Consider the following 16,336-nt stretch of genomic DNA (forward strand, 5'->3'; position numbering starts at 1 on the left):
TCGCGGGGGACCGGTTGCGTTCTGGGGAGAGGCAGCATGAGTTTGGCGAGCGACGCGCGCTTCTGGGACCGGACGTCGCGGCGATACGCCAAGGGAACGATCGCGGACCCGGCCGCCTATGAACACACGCTCGACCGCACCCGCGCCTTGCTTCTGCCCGATGACCGCGTGCTCGAACTCGGTTGCGGCACGGGAACGACGGCGTTTCGGCTGGCGGGCGATGTGCGCGACTACCTTGCAACCGATTTTTCGACCGAGATGATCGCCATTGCCCGGGAGAGGTACGCCGTCGACCTGGTTCCGAACCTCGCCTTTCGCAGCGCGACGGCCGAAACGCTTGCGGCCGAACGTGGGCAGTTCGATGCGGTGCTGGGCTTCAACTACCTGCATCTCGTGCGCGATCTGCCCGCCACGCTCGACAACATCCATACCCTGCTTGCCTCCAGGGGAGTGTTCATCTCCAAGACGCCCTGCGTCGGCGACATGAACCCGCTCGTCCGGCTCCTGCTGTTGCCGGCGATGCGGGCCGTCGGACTGGCGCCCTATGCGGCAACTTTCAGCGCAGCAGAGCTCAGCCGGGACATCGTCGCCGCCGGCTTCGAGCTTCTGTCGGCGGAAAATCACGCATCGGCGAGCAACGACAACCGCCCCTACATCGTCGCCCGGAAGCGCTGAGGTGTTAGACCAGAGCAGCCGCGCTGCCCTGGTCTCGATGCGTTCCAGACACGCGCTGCCGCGAGGGCTGAGTGGTCCTGCCGAGCCGCCGGTTGTCGACGTTCAACGCCTGCGCGACAGGATCGATACCAGCGCCAGGCCGCCGATCACCGAGACGTGCTCCAGCGCCACGGTCATGTCGCGGAAGGCCTCTTCGCCTTCCTTCAGCCAGAAAGGATGGGCGATCGGGATCGTCAGCACCGTGAAGACGGCGAGCGCCCCGGCGGCAAGCCAGACCCAACGGTTGAGGATGATCAGCAGAGAGGCGCCGATCTGCAGGATTAACGTCATCGAATTGAACAGCCATCCCGGCGTCAGGCCGAAGCCTTCCATGATCGCGACGTTGGCGTTGAAGTCGAAGAGCTTGGCAAGGCCGCTCGACCAGAAGACGAGCGTTAGCAGCACGCGGGCGAGAATGCCGAAGGCGCGCGAATCGAGAATGCTTGCGATAGGGCCTGACATGGATCATCCCTGCCTTGCGGTGAGAAAGGCGACCCTGCGCGCGCTCGCGATCGCCGTTGTCTGTGCGATGGCGGCCAGGCCAGCGAGCCAGCAGGCGGCGCTCGATGCTGCGCCGCCGCCGGGCTCGGCGATGCCCGCAGATGCCGTTCCAGTCCCGGGATTGTCAGTCCTTATCTGGTTTTCCAATGCCACGTCGGCCCCCATTTCCGATTGAACCGACGGGGTTTGTAGAAGCTCAACCAGGCTTGAGGTCAAGAAAACGGCCATGTGACAAATTGGCTGGCGCTGGCGGCGGTCGGGCGACGAATAGTTAGCTCTTGCACTAAGTATTGACGTGTGATACTTAGCCTTATGGAACAGTATTCAGACCGATTGGACGTGATCTTTCAGGCGCTCGCCGATCCCACCCGCCGTGCGGTGCTTGCGCGGCTCGGCGGCGGTCCGGCGAGCATCAGCGATCTCGCCAGACCCTTCGACATGGCCCTGCCGTCCTTCATGAAGCACATCCACTACCTTGAAGGCAGCGGGCTCATCCGCACGCACAAGGAGGGCAGGGTCCGCACCTGCGCCATCGAGAAGGCGCAGTTCGCCGCGGTAGAGAGCTGGCTTTCGGCGCAGCGCGCGCTCTGGGAAGGCCGCGCCGACCGGCTGGAAAAATTCGTCACTGAACACGAGGAGGAATGACCATGATCCGCTCTCCCGATCCTGAACTCGACCTGACGATGGCGCGCATCATCAAGGCGCCGCGCGCGACGGTCTGGCGCGCCTGGAGCGATCCCTCTCGGCTTGAGCAATGGTGGGTTCCTGAGCCGGCAAGATGCAAGGTGATCGACATGGATCTCAGGCCCGGCGGCAGTTTCGTGACGCGGATCAGCGAAGGCGGCGGCGCATTCCTGCCGCATATCGACGCCTGTTTCCTCGCGGTCGACGAACTCTCGCGCATCGTCTTCACCGACACGCTCGTTGCCGGTTGGCGGCCGGCGGAAAACGCCTTCATGACGGCGATCATCACCCTCAGCGACCATCCAGCCGGCACCGAATACGCTGCCCATGTAATGCATCGGAGCGGCGCGGGCCGGAAGATGCACGAGGAGATGGGTTTTCACGACGGCTGGGGAACGGTTGCCGGGCAACTGGCCCGGTTCGTCGAGCAAACTCACTGAGGAGACGATCCCATGCGCAATATCGTGCTGCAGATGATGACGACACTGAATGGCCGCCTCGACGATCCGCTTGCCTGGATGGGGACGGTGGTCGACGAACAATACCGGGCGATCGACCGTCTCTACGCCGGCTACGACACGGTTCTGGTCGGCCGCACCACCTATGAGGAGATGGTCGGCTACTGGCCGGGCGCGCTGAAGGACGAGGCGGGCGGCGAGACCAATCGGGTGATGGCAGGGCGTATGCACGACTATCGCAAGATCGTGTTCTCCCGCACCGAAGATCAGGCGATCAGCCGCTGGCACAATGCCGAGCGGGCGGTGGTTCCTGATGATGCGGCGCTCTCGCGCTACCTGACCGACCTGAAGGCTGAGCCCGGCCGGGATATCCATCTGTCCGGCGGCGCGAGCCTGGCGCAGACGGTGATCGGCCTCGGCCTCGTCGATCGCTACCACTTCTTCGTCTACCCGGTCGTATCGCCGGGCGAACCATGGTTCGCCCGGCTTCGCGACAAGAACGAGCTGCAGCTGATCGGCAGCGAGCACTACGACAACGGCGTCGTTGGGCTCCACTACGCGACGGTACGCGACGCAAAGTCGGCGCGACCGAAAAGCTTCTCGGAGCTCATTGCCTAAGAGCAATTCCAGGAAAAGTGCGAAGCGGTTTTCCGTCCGGAATTGCGCCAGCCAAGCGAGGGATTCCCAGGAAAAGTGCGAAGCGGTTTTCCGTCCGGAATTGCGCGGCTTTTGGGATCACTCCCCGGCTTGCAGGGTGGTGAACAGCCGGTCGTAGGTCGGCGCCAGAAGGCGTAGGCTTGCGGCCGCCTCGGCATCCCTGCGCAGGACCAGCGGATACTGCAGCGCGCCGATCAGCCGTGCCTGTTCGCCGGCGATGGCGGCGGATTTGGCAAGGCCTGCCCGCGCCAGGCAGGACGCCGCATCGCCGGCGCGGCGGGCACCGACACGAACGGCGAAGTGCACGAGGTGAGCCCGCAGGTTCTTGTCGCAATGGTCTTCGATCAGAGCGGCGAGCGCTTCGGCTGCGTCGGCATTGCCAAGGCTGCCCGTCGGCACCAGCCGGTCCGTGGTCATCGAGAGCCAGTGGATCGCGGCCGGCACCGAGGCGCGGATTGCCTCGACCTCGCTCACGTCGGCGACACGAGAGAATCCCCATCGCATGGTGTAGGGGTCGCCGTAGCTCAGCGTCTCGGCGCCCCAGGCCGTCATGAAATCGTGGAGCGGCAGGGAGGCGTAGGGATATCCTTGCGGGTCGTGCATCAGCACGCGCGTCTCGTCGATCGCGAGGACCACGACGTAGTGATCGGCCTCGATCGGTCCCGTCATGCCGGGCTGGTGCCTCAGATGCCCCATCTCCACCGGGCCGACCCAGACGGGACCATCCTTCAGTGCCGAGCGCAGGCGGGAAAGCGCGTCCTCGGGCTCGCCGCCGCTGCTGACCTGCGACGTCCAGCCGAGCGCCTTCAGCGCGCCGTCGAACCCGGCCTCCGGATCCCAGCCGTAGGGGTCGAAGAACGGCAGGGTACCGCCGACGATCTGCATGCCGAAGGGGCTACCGGTGGCAAGCTCAATGGTCGAGGTCGAGGGCGCGGCTTCGCCGAACATCATTGCAAATGAGTTGGCGTAGCAATAGGGGCCGGAGCCCACATAGGAAAAGTGCTGCATCGGTTGGTCCTTGAGTGATTGGAGCGTGCGGGGATTGGGTTAGCGCACGATGGGGTAGGCGACATCGAAGCGGGTACCGCCGCTGCCGGGATAGATTTCGTAAGGGCTGCCGAAGCAGCTGAGATCGTCGCTTTGCTCGAACCAGGCTTCGATCGCGTCATAGACGCGGAGCACGGCCGGAAAGGTTTCGAACGGTTCGGCCACGGCCAGGAACGCTTCGCGTCCCGCCGGCTGAAGGCGGATGCGCAGATCACCAGTGGGTTCGAGGCTGCCGTCATAGCCGATCGCCACCTCGACGAGACCCTTGCCGTCGTGATTGACCGGCTCGTGGAAATGCAGCGTCATCTGCCCATCGTCGCTCTTGCCCGATTGCGCAAGATAGCCGCGGATCTCCGCTTCGGCGCTTTCGGTGAAGGCCTCGAGCGCATCCACCGTCACATGGTGCTGGCGATAGACGATTTTCGAAGGCGCGACGTCGCGCACGGCAACGGCCCTGACCAGCGGATCGTCGCCGCCGCTCGATTGCCGGATGATTGCCTCCACCAGCTCGCGCTGATCCTCGAGTCGTTTGCTCTGCACCTCCAGCCAGGCGCGCAGCTCCGTGAGGCGAACGTCGGGCTGAAGATCTATCAGCCGTGCGATCCGGGCGATCGGCAGGCCCAGCTGCCGCAGCCGGGCAATCAGCCTGGCGCGGCTTGCCTGCGTGGCGGCGTAATAGCGGTAACCGGTCGCGGGATCGACACGGGCAGGCACCAGCAGGCCCTGCTCGGCATAGAGCCTGAGTGCTTTCGGCGACAATCGTGTGGCGGCGCCGAAGCGGCCTGCGAGGAAGTAGGAATCGGTCATGAAGGTAGTCTGGGGCCAGCCCCAGGGGCGAGGTCAAGGGGCATGCTGCCGCCTTTCCTGTCGAAGACCTCCCGGAGCAGGCGACCGCTCCGGGAGGGGCAAGGCTATCGATTTTCGCGCCGGTTGAGAGACGCCAGCGCCAGCAGCGTGATCGTCGCCATGCCGAGGCAATAGCCGACGAGCGGCCAGGCCGTATCACCGCCAAGCAGGAGAACGGCGCCGGTGCCAATAAGGCTGACGATCAGGCTCTGGATCGAGAAGTAGAGCGCGACCGCCGTCCCGGCGATGGCATCGAAGGCCTTGAGCGCTCCGTTGGCGGTGACCGAGGCGCTCATGACGATGCCGAAGGCGATCACCCACATTGGCAGCACGAAGCTCTGGAACGACGGCACCGCCGAGGCTTCGCCCGCGCCAAGCAGCAGCCCGCCGAGGATGATCAAGGCCATGCCGCGGGCCAGGCAACCGGAGGTCCCGTAGCGGGTGACGAAGCCCCTGGCGAAGCGCGTGGCGATGATCATCACGACGGCGGCGGTGGCGAATGCCAGGCTGAAGCCCAGCTGCGAATAGCCGGCGCGATCGATAAGCAGGCGTGGCGCCGTGGAGAAGAACACGAAAAACGCGCCCATCGCTGTGCTGAAGCCAAGCGTATAGGTCCAGAAGGCGCTACTTGCGAGCATGGGTCTGAAGCTCGGCTTTGACGGTGCTGCGGCGTCGGGCCGGGTTTCCGACCACTGCGGCAAGGCCTGGCCGAGTGCTGCAAGGCCAAGCATGGCAAGCGTCAGGAAGATCGCCCGCCATCCGAAAGCGCCTGATATCAGCGCGCCGGCGATCGGCCCGAGCGCCGGCACGAAGGAGAGCATGGCGCTGAAGAGGCCATAGATGGTCACACCCTCCGGACGTGCGCCATAAACGTCGCGCACGGTCGCGAAGGTCGCGACCAGTGCGGCCGAGGCGCCGGCCGCCTGGACAAGCCGCAAGGCGACGAAGACCGGTGCCGAGGTGGTTGCGGCCAGTCCCAGCGAGGCCAGCGCAAACAGCGTCGCGCCACCGAGAAGAACGGGACGGCGGCCGACGCGGTCGGACAGCGGGCCGAACAGCAGCTGACCCAGCCCCAAAAGCAGCATGTAGAGGCTGAGCGTGAGCTGGACGACTGCGGGCGACGTGCCGAGGATCGCCGGCATGTCGGGCACGACGGGCAGGTAAATGTCCATGGCGAGCGACGCCAGGATATCGAAGGGCGCCATCAGCAAAAGGGCTGCCGGCAGCGAATAGGACCAGGTGAGGGAATTACGATCGGGCATGATGAAACATCCGCGCAAATGAAAACCATTCGGCGGCGATCTGCCACTTCATCAAATCTTCTGAATGTGAGCCGACAGACGCCGCAACAACTTATTCAACCGTTGTTGCGGCTTACCTGGTTGCTGACGGGTCGGTCCTCATCTGCGGCTCCTATGGCGGCTCTCCAGCGATACCGCCAAGCCAGCCGAAATCTCATGCCGGCATGTCCTATCATCGGGATTTCCGGACGGCAACTCCTGGCTCAGCTATCAGCCTCGGCCGCGCCCGGCATCACCGCCAGCCGGTTCTCGACGCTGGTGACGCCGATCACCGATGCTGCGGCATCGCCGGCGCAGGCGATATCGGATGCCTGCGCCACATGACCGGAAAGCACCACGATCCCGCCGAGCGCCATCACCGAGATCTCGCGCGTATCGATCATCGCCGCATACTGGATGTAGCGCAGCACCTTGTCGGCGAGCGCATCGTCGATGAGATGCGGATCGTCGTCTTTGTGCGCGTAAATGGACTTCTCTGTCGGCATGGCTCGTTCCTCATGCTGTTTCGGAACGCCTGCGGCCGGGGAATGTTCCCCTCCCTGTGCCCGCTGCTCGCGCGCTTGCGGCGCGGGTGCGAACAACGTTATTGCTGGCAGGACCATTCCAGGAGCGGAAAGAGGAAAGCATCTGCGGTCTTCCGCCCGTCTCCCGCTCTACCTCATGAGAACAGACCCCGAAGAACTTGGATCGATCCGCTCCAAGGTCATCGCGATCCAGGGCCCGCGCATGTCCGACATCTTCCAGAACGTCCTGCCCATCTTCATCCTGATCCTTGCCGGCTGGTTGCTGGTGCGCCTGGGTTACCTGAAACCGGCCGTCGGCGAAGCCTTGGGCGATTTTGTCTTTCGCGTCGCCGTGCCCATCCTGCTGTTTCGCACGATTGCGGAAGCGGATTTCAAGGACGGTTCGCCCTGGCCGCTCTGGGTCGCCTATTTCTCGGGCGTCGCGGTGACCTGGACGTTGGGACACGTGGCGGCGACGCTCGTCTTCGGGCGGGATGCGCGCATGGGCGTTCTCGCTGGCGTCTCCTCCGCCTTCGCCAACACGGTCTTCATCGGCCTGCCGCTGGTGTCGCGAATCGTCGGCGAGGAGGGCATCGTTGCGATCTCGATCCTGCTTTCGGTGCATCTGCCAGTCATGATGATAGCGGGCACGCTCTTGATGGAGCGTGCGGAGCGGCGCGCCGGCGGCAAGCCGGGGCAAAGCCCGCTGCAGCTCTTGGCCGGTGTCGCCCGCAATCTGGTGCGCAACCCGCTGGTGATCGGCCTTGCCTGCGGCGCCGCCTTCCACCTTATCGGCCAGCCGCTTGGCGGTCCGGTCAAGACCGTCGTCGATCAACTGGCGTCGATGGCGGCACCCGCAGCGCTGATCTCGATCGGCATGGCGCTGGATAAATACGGCCTTGCCGGCAATCTCGGGCTCGCTTCGATGACGAGCGTCTTGAAGCTCGCCGTCATGCCCGCGGTCGTCTATGCGAGCTGCCACTTGCTCGGCCTCAACGACAACTGGACGACGGCGCTGGTGCTGACGTCGGCCGTGCCGACGGGTGTCAATGCCTGGCTGATCGCCAACCATTTCAATGTCGGCCATGGGCTGGCGTCCTCGACGATCACGCTGACGACCGCGCTCGGCGTCATCAGCGTTTCGGTCTGGGCCTATCTGCTGATGTGATTACCACTCTCTCCGGCAAACTGTTTCGCCGCAGAGGCTTGGATCCGCCTGAACGTTCCGTGCGCAACATCTCCGCCTATCCCCGAATACGAAAAGGCCCGGCGCGAGCCGGGCCTTTTGCATGGGATCGTTTCCGACCGCTGAACTTATTGAGCCGGTGCCGGCTGACCTTCGGCAGGCTTGGCTTCGGTTGCCGGCGCTTCGGCCGGCTTTGCACCTTCGGCGCCAGCAGCCGGTGCCGCTTCGCCGGCAGCCGGTGCGGCTTCGGCAGAACCGGCAGATGCGTCCGGCAGTGCTGCCGGAGCGTCGGCCTGCTCTCGCAGCCAGGCGATCAGGTTGGCGCGCTCGTCGGGCTTCTTGACGCCGGCAAAGCCCATGGCGGTGCCCGGAACGTGCTTCTTCGGTGCTTCGATGAAGTAGCTGAGGTGGTCGTAGTCCCAGACGACCTTGCCGCCTTCGGCAAACGTCTTCATGCCGGCCGAGTAGCTGAAGCCCTCATGCGAAGCGATCGGACGGTTGACGAGGCCCCAGAGGTTCGGACCGACTTTGTTTGCGCCGCCCTTGTCGGCGGTGTGACAGCTTGCGCATTTCTTGAACACGGCTTCACCGGCAGAAGCGTCGGCCTTGAGCAGCAGCGGCTTGATGTCGACTTCGACTTCCGCGGCACCACCGGCACCTGCTTCAGACGTGCCTTCTTCCGCAACGATCGTAAAGCCTTCCTTCTCGGGAGCTTCGGAATGGAAAATGCCTTCCGATGCAATGGACACGGACATCAGAACGAAGACCGTTCCCAGAAAGGCGCCCACGCCCATGTTCACATATGAATTCATCTGCAAACGCTCCCTTTGCCACCGGCGCAAACAAAAACCCGGCCTATCTTGAAATCGCGCGGAACCTATGTCTTTTGGCTCTGCGTTGCAACAGTGATTATCGGCCCCTAACTGAGACTTATTGACACTTTCGGCGGGGTTTTTGAAGGCCAGATCATGAATCGCGAAAATTCAGTTAAAGTCATCGTGCTCATTCCGGCGCGCATGGCCTCGACACGCCTACCCGGAAAGCCGCTCGCCGATATTTGCGGCCTGCCGATGATTGTTCAGGTCGCGACCCGAGCGCAGGAAGCGGACGTCGGCCGCGTCGTCGTTGCCGTTGACGACCAGCAGGTCTTTGACGTCGTGCGCGAGGCCGGCTTCGAAGCGATAATGACCCGCATCGACCACCAGTCCGGCTCCGACCGGATCTACGAAGCGCTGCAGAAGGCCGATCCGAACGGCGAAGCCGAGATCGTCATCAACGTCCAGGGTGACCTTCCGACGGTCGAACCGGCATCGATCCGCGCGGCGCTGAACCCGCTCGAAAATGCTGCCACCGATATCGCCACGCTGACGGTGGCGATCACCGAGGAGAGCGAGAAGACCAACCCGAACATCGTCAAGGTCGTCGGTTCGCCGCTTTCCGACACGCGCCTGCGTGCGCTCTATTTTACCCGCGCGACCGCGCCTCATGGCGAAGGCCCGCTCTATCATCACATCGGGCTCTATGCCTATCGACGGCAGGCGCTGGAACGCTTCGTCTCGCTTCAGCCCTCCGTGCTCGAACGCCGCGAATCGCTGGAGCAGCTGCGTGCGCTCGAAGCCGGCATGCGCATTGATGTCGAGATCGTCGATTCGGTCCCGCTTGGTGTGGACACGCCGGTGGAGCTGGAAAAGGCCCGCCGCATCCTGTCTGCCCGTACCCGCTGATATCAGAACCTGAGAAGGACGCTACCGTGACCGCCAAGACCAACAGGATTTCCTTCCAGGGCGACTATGGCGCCAATTCCGACATGGCCTGCCGCGACATGTTCCCATCGATGGAGCCGCTGCCCTGCCAGACCTTCGAGGATGCCTTCGTCGCGGTCGAGAACGGCGACGCCGATCTGGCGATGATCCCGATCGAGAACACGATCGCCGGCCGGGTCGCCGACATCCATCACCTCCTGCCGGAATCGCGGCTGCACATCGTCGGCGAATATTTCATGCCGATCCGTTTTCAGCTGATGGTGCTTCCGGGTGTCACGCGTGACGAGATCCGCACCGTGCACAGCCACATCCATGCGCTCGGCCAGTGCCGCAAGATCGTGCGCTCCAACGGCTGGAAGCCGGTCGTCGCCGGCGATACGGCGGGCGCGGCAAAGCTCGTCTCCGAAAAGGGCGACCGCTCGATGGCAGCGCTCGCGCCGCGGCTTGCCGCCGATCTCTATGGCCTCGAAATCATCGCCGAGAACGTCGAGGATACCGAGAGCAACGTCACCCGTTTCGTCGTGCTGTCCAGGGAAGAGCAGCGCATCGCCCGCACCAGCGACGAAGAGCTGATCATCACCACCTTCGTCTTCAATGTCCGCAACATCCCGGCAGCGCTCTACAAGGCCATGGGCGGTTTCGCCACCAACGGCATCAACATGACCAAGCTCGAGAGCTACCAGCTTGGCGGCCGGTTCGTGGCGACGCAGTTCTATGCGGATATCGAAGGCCACCCGGATGATGTCGGCGTGCGCCATGCCATGGACGAGCTTCGCTTCTTCTCCGAAAAGGTCCGCATCCTCGGAACCTATAACGCGCACCCGATGCGCGGCGTTCTCTGAACAGGCCGCTCCGGCGCCAAGCTGTTGAGAAAGGCCTGCGCAGGCGGGCCTCGACCGCCTCCCAAAGTGGTGAGGCGGTCGCTATCGTTAGCACGCTGCTTGGCCCCTCAGCTCCGCCTGAAGGCCGCGAATGCGCCTGATTTCTGACCAAAATGAAGCCTGCGGTTGTGGTCTTCTCGCGCCGCACATATCTGATCCTGCCATCTGGCTAAGGTTTTCAGAGCATCACGTTTAAGTCCTGAGCGTACCGTTCGCGGTGATTTTCCGAGAGAATCATTGGTTTCGCCACGCCCTACGGGGGTGAAAGTGGCAAAAATTCGTTAACCGGCTACGCGTCTGGCGCATGCCTAGTTTGCAATCGTGGCGCTACACAAATTTTAGGCAAATGCCTATTTGACGCTCGTCAAGTAAGGAGTGTTAAAGATGAAGATCCGTCAGAAGATCATGGAATATGCGAAGACCCGCCGTGCGATCCGCGAGCTGAATGCTCTCGACGATCACGCACTGAGCGACATCGGTCTGTCCCGTTCGCAGATCCAGGCCGCCGTTTACGGCCGCTAATTCCGTACCATTCGCGCATCCCGCCGCTTCAGGCTGGCGGGATGCGCGCAGCATACCCTCTCGCTCAAGAATCGTAGAGGCAGACGCGCAGCCGGTGACCATCCGGATCGAGCGCGACGAAAGTCGGACCGAAATCCATTTCGGTCAATTCCTGCGCAATCGGCAGGCCTTTCCCCTTCCAATCCTCGTAACGTGCGCGCACCGCGCTCTCGTCTTCCACCATGAAGGCCAGTTCCGACCGGCTGCCCGATGCCGCCGGCTCTGGCGCGACCGTATGTTCGGCCCAGAGCCCGAGCGTGAAGCCGCCGGGCAGCTCGAAGGACGAGAAGGTCTGGTAGGTGACGCTTGGTTCCTGCGCGAGAAGCGCGCGGTAGAAGGTCACGCTTGCGAGCGGGTCCTTGACGTAGAGAACGATGAGATTTGCCTTGGCCATGCTGTTCCTCCTTGTTGCGGAAGGTGCAGGCTAGGGCTGGCCGCTGCCAGTTTCTGTCAGCATCGGCGCACCAACACCCGTCAGGAGCCGACCGTCTCTCGCTTCGATGCCGCCATGTTCTGGCTCGCGCGCCAATCCTTCATCAGCACCTGCCGGCGGCGGGGATAGCGCGCCTCCGTCACCGTCATCTTCTGCATGCGGTCGGCGCGAAAGTGCCGGAAGTCCAGGCGCAGCTCGCACCAGGCCATGACCATGCGCACGTTCTCAAAGAAGCCGAGGGCAAAGGGCCAGACGGTGCGCTGCGTCGCGCTGCCGTCATTGTCGACGTAGTCGAGCTCCACCTTGCGCTCGTTGCGGATTGCGCGCCTAAGCGCGGCGATGTCGATGCCGTTGGTGGCCGGCGGGCTCGGGCCGACGAGCAGGGTCGAACTGTCGAGCTCGTCGCGAAGTTCGGCGGGCAGCACCGCGGCAATCTTGGCGAGCGCATTGGCGGCAGCGCCGGCGAGATCATCGTCAGTACGCTTGGAGACCCAGCGCGAGCCGAGCACCAAGGCTTCGATCTCCTCGGCGGAAAACATCATCGGTGGCAGCATGAAGCCGGGCTTGAGCACATAGCCGAGCCCCGGCTCGCCCTCGATATCAGCGCCCTGCGCCTGGAGGCTGGCGATATCGCGGTAGAGCGTTCTGAGGCTGACGCCGGATTCTTCCGCCAGTCGCTGGCCGCTCACCGGCTGGCGGTAGCGCCGGAGCACCTGCAGAAGGTCGAGCAGCCGTTCGGAGCGGGACACGGTCGATCTCCCTGTATCCGTCGCCTTATGTCCGCTCGCCCCAGGCGAGCCAGTCACGCATCAGCTGGTGCGCGATCGCGCCCTTCGGCGGCGGAATATGCGCGTCGCCGGTGTCGGCGACCCCGGTCGACCTTTCGAGCATCGCGATCGTTTCATCGCGCGTGAACCAGCGCACGTCTTCCAGCTCGTGCTCGTCGCGCTTGATGACGGTTGATTTCGCCTCCGCATAGCAGCCGATCATCAGCGTGTGCGGCATCGGCCAGGGCTGCGAGGCATGGTAGCGTACCCGGCCGATATGGATGCCGGACTCCTCGAGCGTTTCCCGCCGCACGGCGTTTTCGATCGTCTCTCCCGGCTCGACGAAGCCGGCAAGGCAAGAATACATGCCCGGCGCGAAATGCGGGCTGCGGCCGAGCAGGCAAAGATCGCGCTCAAGGTCGATCGTCATCATGATGACGACAGGGTCGGTGCGCGGGAAGACCATATGGCCGCAGGCGGTGCAGACCCGGCGATAGCCGCCGGCCTTGCCTTCCATCGGGCCTGCGCAGCGACCGCAGAAGCGGTTGTTGGCATTCCAGGTAATCAAGCTCGAGCCTTGCGCGAACTGGCCGAGCAGTTCCTCCGGCAGCATCTGCTGGCGATAGAGGGTGCGGCCGTCGGCGATCTTGAAGGGCTCGGTGATCGTCTCGTCCGTCAGGCCCGTCGGCACGGCCAGCCGGGGCTCGCCGTTGGCGAGGTAGCCGAGCAGGATCGTCTCGTCGAGAACGGGTTCGAGACCTTCAAGCTCATAAGGCGCAAACAGTGGGTCGATGATCTTCTCGTCATGCTTGACGATCAGCTTCGGTCCGGAGAAGGCCAGGAAATGCGCACCCGGGTGCTTCAGTGCCACCTGGACGCAATCGTCGGCCCGGTGCTCCGACTGGCGATCCAGATGATTCTCTGAGAAGGCGACGAGGGTGCTTGGCTCTGGATGCGGGCTGCGAAGGTCAAAGATCGATTTCGTCATGTTCAGAGGTTTTCCAGAATGCGGGCTGCGAAGGCCTGATGTTCTTTTTCGTCCCACGGCTCCGCCTTGCCGAAGCCCCAGACCGGCCCCGGCCAGTTCGGGTCGCCGTCGCTGCGGGCGATGATATGCACGTGAAGCTGCCGGACGATGTTACCCAATGCGCCGATATTGATTTTCTCGGCGCCCGTGACCTTCTTCAGCGCCGTCGCTGCCATGGTCGTCTCGAAGGTCAGCATCGTCTGGTCGAGCGGGGTGAGGTCGAAGATCTCAGAAATGCCTTCACGCTGAGGAATGAGCACGAGCCAGGGCCAGCGGCGGTCGTTCATCAGCCGCATCTGGCAAAGCCCGATCGAGGCGATCGGAATGCCGTCGCGCTCGAGCCGCTCGTCGAGGGTGAAGGTCGTCAACTGGGTCTCCTCGGCTATTGAGAATGACGGATTCGCCTTGTTTTGCATATCGATATCAGTTTTTTGACGGCTTGGCTTGCATTTGCTTTCGATATTGCCGATATGGAAGCCGGGAGGTTGGTGGTGGACGAGCCACTCGCCAACCGGGTCAGGTCCGGAAGGAAGCAGCCCCAACGAGCTCCGGCACGGGTCATCGTGCCAGCCTCCCACCTTCTCCGTCCTGTCGGGACAAGAGTTCGAACAGCGGCAGGGTCGATGAGCGACGATACGTCCATTTCATCCGTTGAGAAACCAGCCGCCTACCGTGTTCTGGCGCGCAAGTATCGCCCCAAGGATTTCTCCGACCTGATGGTCGGCCAGGAACCGATGGTGCGCACGCTCACCAACGCGTTCGAAACCGGCCGCATCGCCCAAGCCTACATGCTGACCGGGGTGCGCGGGGTCGGCAAGACCACCACCGCCCGCATTCTCGCCCGCGCGCTGAACTATAAGACACCGGATATCGATCGGCCGACCATCGACCTGCGCGTTCCCGGCGAACATTGCCAGGCGATCATGGATGGGCGTCACGTCGACGTCATCGAAATGGACGCGGCGTCACACACCGGCATCGACGATATCCGCGAGATCATCGAACAGGTGCGCTACCGCCCGGTTTCGGCCCGCTACAAAGTCTACATCATCGACGAAGTGCACATGCTCTCGACCCAGGCCTTCAACGGCCTGCTGAAGACGCTCGAAGAGCCGCCAGAGCATGTGAAATTCATCTTCGCGACCACCGAAATCCGCAAAGTGCCGATCACGGTTCTGTCGCGCTGCCAGCGCTTCGACCTGCGCCGCATCAGCGCGTCCGATCTCGTCGGCCTGTTTTCGACGATCCTCGGCAAGGAAGGCGTATCCTTCGATCCGGAAGCGCTTGCGATGGTGGCCCGCGCTGCCGAAGGCTCGGCGCGCGACGGTCTGTCGCTGCTCGACCAGGCGATTGCCCATGGCGGCGGCGCTGTGGAAGTCGAAACCGTGCGTTCGATGCTCGGCCTTGCCGACCGAGCCCGCATCGTCGACCTCTTCGAGCACGTCGTCAAAGGCGATGTCGCCGCGGCCCTCAAGGAATTCACCGCACAATACGAGGCCGGCGCCAATCCGACGGTCGTATTGACCGACCTTGCCGATTTCACCCATCTCGTCACCCGGATGAAATACGTACCGGAGGCGGTCAACGACCAGTCCTTGAGCGAGATCGAGCGCACCCGCGGCGCCGTCTTTGCCGAGAGCGTCGCGGTTACGGCGCTCTCGCGCATCTGGCAGATGCTCCTGAAGGGCATTCCGGAAGCCGAAAGCTCGTCGCGCCCGGCGGGTGCCGCCGAAATGGTGCTGATCCGCCTGGCGCATGCGGCACATCTGCCGGCGCCTGAAGAGGCCGCGCGGCGCTTGCTGGAACTTTCCGGCAATGAAGGCGGCGGCGCTCGCCCTGGCCCTTCAGGTGGCAACGGCGGCGGCGCACAGGCCCAGGCTTCCGTGTCCGTGTCGGCGCAGGCATCGCAGCCGATGCCGGTGCAGCGCCCGACGAGCAATGGTGCGACCATGCTGCGCGCCGTCCCGGACGTGGCGCCCCAGGCGGTTGCCGTTGGCCGCATCGAAGAACGCCCGGTGGCGGCGCCTGCGGCCAAGCCGCAGCCGTCGGTGCCGGTCAATTCGATCGCCGACATCGCCGATCTCTGCGCCAAGAACCGCGACATCAAGCTGAAGACGCTGGTGCGCGGCTTTCTGCGGCTCGTGCGGATCGAGCCCGGACGTCTCGACGTCAACGTCTCGGATGACGCGCCGAAGACGCTGCTTGGCGAAGTGGCCGTCAAGCTCAAGGAATGGACCGGCATCCACTGGATCGTCAGCTACAGCCGCGAGGCCGGTGAGCCGACGCTGATCGAGGCGGAACAGCGGGCGCAGGAGCAGCGCGTCAACGACGCGCGCCAGGACCCCGATGTCGCCGCCATTCTCGCCCGGTTCCCGGGCGCCAAGATCACCGACGTGCGCATTCGCGCCGTTGAAGAAGAGGCCGAGAGCCAGGCTCCGGCCACAGCCGAATCCGCCGACGGCGATATCGTCCCTGGCGACGACATCGAATAGTCCCGTCTGCGAGCAGAAACAGAAAGACAGGAGACGACGATGCGCGACATCATGGGGATGATGGGCAAGGTCAAGGAAATGCAGGCCAAGATGGAAAAGATGCAGGCGGAAATCGCCGCGCTCGAAGTCGACGGCACCTCCGGCGGTGGCCTCGTCACCGTTCGCCTCGACGGCAAGGGCACCCTCAAGAGCCTGAAGATCGATCCCTCGCTGTTCAAGGAAGACGACGTCGAGATCCTCGAAGACCTGATCGTCGCCGCCCACAAGGACGCCAAGGACAAGGCCGAAGCTGTGCAGGCGGAAAAGACCCGCGAACTGACTGCCGGCCTGCCGATCCCGCCCGGCATGAAGCTGCCCTTCTGATCGTCTCCGGGCAGTAGGTTCGGGAAGCAGGGCGGTCTGCCGCCCGCAGCATTTGCGCGCCGGCGGTGGTAGCCGCCGGGTACCGCGTCGACACCCGCCGCTTCGCGTGCGGGCGTTTCGAAGGCGATTCCGTTTCGGCGCGATATGGGCTA

Annotated in this window: 20 protein-coding genes and 1 other RNA gene; 11 read left to right on the top strand and 10 right to left on the bottom strand. The window is 63.8% G+C overall.

The features are described from left to right. Positions 1–36: 36 nt before the first annotated feature. Positions 37–675: a class I SAM-dependent methyltransferase gene (locus BLU15_RS14985; protein ID WP_090296177.1), complete on the top strand. Its 639-nt coding sequence runs from the start codon at positions 37–39 to the stop codon at positions 673–675. 102 nt (positions 676–777) lie between these two features. Here BLU15_RS14985 and BLU15_RS14990 read toward each other — a convergent pair whose 3' ends face one another. Continuing rightward, positions 778–1,176: a DoxX family protein gene (locus tag BLU15_RS14990; RefSeq protein ID WP_060519483.1), complete on the bottom strand. Its 399-nt coding sequence runs from the start codon at positions 1,174–1,176 to the stop codon at positions 778–780. 351 nt (positions 1,177–1,527) lie between these two features. Between BLU15_RS14990 and BLU15_RS15000 the strand changes: the two genes are divergently transcribed. From BLU15_RS15000 to BLU15_RS15010, 3 genes are read left to right on the top strand one after another with little or no spacing between them, the layout of a single operon-like run. Beyond that, a complete protein-coding gene (locus tag BLU15_RS15000; protein WP_090296182.1) occupies positions 1,528–1,860 on the top strand; it encodes an ArsR/SmtB family transcription factor in 333 nt (110 codons plus the stop codon). A gap of 2 nt (positions 1,861–1,862) precedes the next feature. Further along, entirely contained in the window at positions 1,863–2,339 is a 477-nt protein-coding gene (locus tag BLU15_RS15005) for an SRPBCC family protein (protein ID WP_090296408.1), read from the top strand. A 12-nt stretch (positions 2,340–2,351) separates the two neighbouring features. Beyond that, on the top strand, positions 2,352–2,975 hold the full coding sequence (locus tag BLU15_RS15010) for a dihydrofolate reductase family protein (protein WP_090296185.1): 624 nt from the start codon (positions 2,352–2,354) through the stop codon (positions 2,973–2,975). Between the two features lie 117 nt (positions 2,976–3,092). On the opposite strand, the gene BLU15_RS15020 is transcribed toward BLU15_RS15010, so the two are convergent. The 4 genes from BLU15_RS15020 to BLU15_RS15035 form a co-directional block, all read right to left on the bottom strand. Continuing rightward, positions 3,093–4,022: a hypothetical protein gene (locus BLU15_RS15020; protein ID WP_060519497.1), complete on the bottom strand. Its 930-nt coding sequence runs from the start codon at positions 4,020–4,022 to the stop codon at positions 3,093–3,095. Between the two features lie 39 nt (positions 4,023–4,061). Then, on the bottom strand, positions 4,062–4,868 hold the full coding sequence (locus tag BLU15_RS15025) for a MerR family transcriptional regulator (protein ID WP_090296191.1): 807 nt from the start codon (positions 4,866–4,868) through the stop codon (positions 4,062–4,064). A 104-nt stretch (positions 4,869–4,972) separates the two neighbouring features. Next, positions 4,973–6,169, bottom strand: coding sequence for a CmlA/FloR family chloramphenicol efflux MFS transporter (gene cml / locus BLU15_RS15030; protein WP_090296193.1), 1,197 nt, complete (start codon positions 6,167–6,169; stop codon positions 4,973–4,975). 242 nt (positions 6,170–6,411) lie between these two features. Beyond that, complete coding sequence (locus tag BLU15_RS15035; RefSeq protein WP_029742346.1) at positions 6,412–6,693, bottom strand: BON domain-containing protein; 282 nt, start codon at positions 6,691–6,693, stop codon at positions 6,412–6,414. Positions 6,694–6,934: 241 nt separating this feature from the next. On the opposite strand from BLU15_RS15035, the gene BLU15_RS15040 reads away from it, so the two are divergent. Beyond that, entirely contained in the window at positions 6,935–7,879 is a 945-nt protein-coding gene (locus tag BLU15_RS15040; RefSeq protein WP_060609576.1) for an AEC family transporter, read from the top strand. A 146-nt stretch (positions 7,880–8,025) separates the two neighbouring features. On the opposite strand, the gene BLU15_RS15045 is transcribed toward BLU15_RS15040, so the two are convergent. Continuing rightward, positions 8,026–8,709 (bottom strand): c-type cytochrome, encoded by a 684-nt coding sequence (locus BLU15_RS15045; protein ID WP_029742348.1) that lies wholly within the window; start codon positions 8,707–8,709, stop codon positions 8,026–8,028. 156 nt (positions 8,710–8,865) lie between these two features. Here BLU15_RS15045 and BLU15_RS15050 point away from each other — a divergent pair, with 156 nt between their 5' ends. From BLU15_RS15050 to BLU15_RS15060, 3 genes are all read left to right on the top strand, one after another. Continuing rightward, the gene (locus tag BLU15_RS15050; RefSeq protein ID WP_090296196.1) at positions 8,866–9,621 is read left to right on the top strand and encodes a 3-deoxy-manno-octulosonate cytidylyltransferase; all 756 of its coding nucleotides are present in this window, start codon (positions 8,866–8,868) and stop codon (positions 9,619–9,621) included. Between the two features lie 26 nt (positions 9,622–9,647). Continuing rightward, a complete protein-coding gene (locus tag BLU15_RS15055; RefSeq protein WP_029742350.1) occupies positions 9,648–10,502 on the top strand; it encodes a prephenate dehydratase in 855 nt (284 codons plus the stop codon). 423 nt (positions 10,503–10,925) lie between these two features. Continuing rightward, a complete protein-coding gene (locus BLU15_RS15060) occupies positions 10,926–11,063 on the top strand; it encodes a DUF1127 domain-containing protein (protein ID WP_064817013.1) in 138 nt (45 codons plus the stop codon). A 64-nt stretch (positions 11,064–11,127) separates the two neighbouring features. Here the strand turns inward: BLU15_RS15060 and BLU15_RS15065 are convergent, their stop codons facing one another. The 4 genes from BLU15_RS15065 to BLU15_RS15080 all read right to left on the bottom strand — a co-directional run bounded on the left by BLU15_RS15065 (position 11,128) and on the right by BLU15_RS15080 (position 13,745). Next, a complete protein-coding gene (locus BLU15_RS15065) occupies positions 11,128–11,496 on the bottom strand; it encodes a VOC family protein (protein ID WP_034804768.1) in 369 nt (122 codons plus the stop codon). Between the two features lie 80 nt (positions 11,497–11,576). Continuing rightward, positions 11,577–12,284, bottom strand: coding sequence for a helix-turn-helix transcriptional regulator (locus tag BLU15_RS15070; RefSeq protein ID WP_090296198.1), 708 nt, complete (start codon positions 12,282–12,284; stop codon positions 11,577–11,579). A 25-nt stretch (positions 12,285–12,309) separates the two neighbouring features. Then, positions 12,310–13,290, bottom strand: coding sequence for an NAD(+) diphosphatase (gene nudC / locus BLU15_RS15075; protein ID WP_034804765.1), 981 nt, complete (start codon positions 13,288–13,290; stop codon positions 12,310–12,312). A gap of 2 nt (positions 13,291–13,292) precedes the next feature. Then, positions 13,293–13,745, bottom strand: coding sequence for an HIT domain-containing protein (locus tag BLU15_RS15080; RefSeq protein ID WP_162731791.1), 453 nt, complete (start codon positions 13,743–13,745; stop codon positions 13,293–13,295). A gap of 64 nt (positions 13,746–13,809) precedes the next feature. Here BLU15_RS15080 and ffs point away from each other — a divergent pair. From ffs to BLU15_RS15095, 3 genes are all read left to right on the top strand, one after another. After that, positions 13,810–13,907, top strand: an RNA gene (gene ffs, locus BLU15_RS15085) — signal recognition particle sRNA small type. 45 nt (positions 13,908–13,952) lie between these two features. After that, on the top strand, positions 13,953–15,821 hold the full coding sequence (locus BLU15_RS15090; protein ID WP_090296201.1) for a DNA polymerase III subunit gamma/tau: 1,869 nt from the start codon (positions 13,953–13,955) through the stop codon (positions 15,819–15,821). Positions 15,822–15,860: 39 nt separating this feature from the next. Beyond that, positions 15,861–16,184 (top strand): YbaB/EbfC family nucleoid-associated protein, encoded by a 324-nt coding sequence (locus BLU15_RS15095; RefSeq protein ID WP_029742357.1) that lies wholly within the window; start codon positions 15,861–15,863, stop codon positions 16,182–16,184. The last annotated feature ends 152 nt before the right edge of the window (positions 16,185–16,336 follow it).

Source organism: Ensifer sp. YR511, from assembly GCF_900103045.1.
GTDB lineage: Bacteria > Pseudomonadota > Alphaproteobacteria > Rhizobiales > Rhizobiaceae > Ensifer > Ensifer adhaerens.

Excerpts from the sequence above, each read along its gene's own strand:
- BLU15_RS14985 (WP_090296177.1), top strand. The coding sequence starts at position 37 with ATGAGTTTGGCGAGCGACGCGCGCTTCTGGGACCGGACGTCGCGGCGA.
- BLU15_RS14990 (WP_060519483.1), bottom strand. The coding sequence starts at position 1,176 with ATGTCAGGCCCTATCGCAAGCATTCTCGATTCGCGCGCCTTCGGCATT.
- BLU15_RS15000 (WP_090296182.1), top strand. The coding sequence starts at position 1,528 with ATGGAACAGTATTCAGACCGATTGGACGTGATCTTTCAGGCGCTCGCC.
- BLU15_RS15005 (WP_090296408.1), top strand. The coding sequence starts at position 1,863 with ATGATCCGCTCTCCCGATCCTGAACTCGACCTGACGATGGCGCGCATC.
- BLU15_RS15010 (WP_090296185.1), top strand. The coding sequence starts at position 2,352 with ATGCGCAATATCGTGCTGCAGATGATGACGACACTGAATGGCCGCCTC.
- BLU15_RS15020 (WP_060519497.1), bottom strand. The coding sequence starts at position 4,022 with ATGCAGCACTTTTCCTATGTGGGCTCCGGCCCCTATTGCTACGCCAAC.
- BLU15_RS15025 (WP_090296191.1), bottom strand. The coding sequence starts at position 4,868 with ATGACCGATTCCTACTTCCTCGCAGGCCGCTTCGGCGCCGCCACACGA.
- cml (WP_090296193.1), bottom strand. The coding sequence starts at position 6,169 with ATGCCCGATCGTAATTCCCTCACCTGGTCCTATTCGCTGCCGGCAGCC.
- BLU15_RS15035 (WP_029742346.1), bottom strand. The coding sequence starts at position 6,693 with ATGCCGACAGAGAAGTCCATTTACGCGCACAAAGACGACGATCCGCAT.
- BLU15_RS15040 (WP_060609576.1), top strand. The coding sequence starts at position 6,935 with ATGTCCGACATCTTCCAGAACGTCCTGCCCATCTTCATCCTGATCCTT.
- BLU15_RS15045 (WP_029742348.1), bottom strand. The coding sequence starts at position 8,709 with ATGAATTCATATGTGAACATGGGCGTGGGCGCCTTTCTGGGAACGGTC.
- BLU15_RS15050 (WP_090296196.1), top strand. The coding sequence starts at position 8,866 with ATGAATCGCGAAAATTCAGTTAAAGTCATCGTGCTCATTCCGGCGCGC.
- BLU15_RS15060 (WP_064817013.1), top strand. The coding sequence starts at position 10,926 with ATGAAGATCCGTCAGAAGATCATGGAATATGCGAAGACCCGCCGTGCG.
- BLU15_RS15065 (WP_034804768.1), bottom strand. The coding sequence starts at position 11,496 with ATGGCCAAGGCAAATCTCATCGTTCTCTACGTCAAGGACCCGCTCGCA.
- nudC (WP_034804765.1), bottom strand. The coding sequence starts at position 13,290 with ATGACGAAATCGATCTTTGACCTTCGCAGCCCGCATCCAGAGCCAAGC.
- BLU15_RS15080 (WP_162731791.1), bottom strand. The coding sequence starts at position 13,745 with ATGCAAAACAAGGCGAATCCGTCATTCTCAATAGCCGAGGAGACCCAG.
- BLU15_RS15090 (WP_090296201.1), top strand. The coding sequence starts at position 13,953 with ATGAGCGACGATACGTCCATTTCATCCGTTGAGAAACCAGCCGCCTAC.
- BLU15_RS15095 (WP_029742357.1), top strand. The coding sequence starts at position 15,861 with ATGCGCGACATCATGGGGATGATGGGCAAGGTCAAGGAAATGCAGGCC.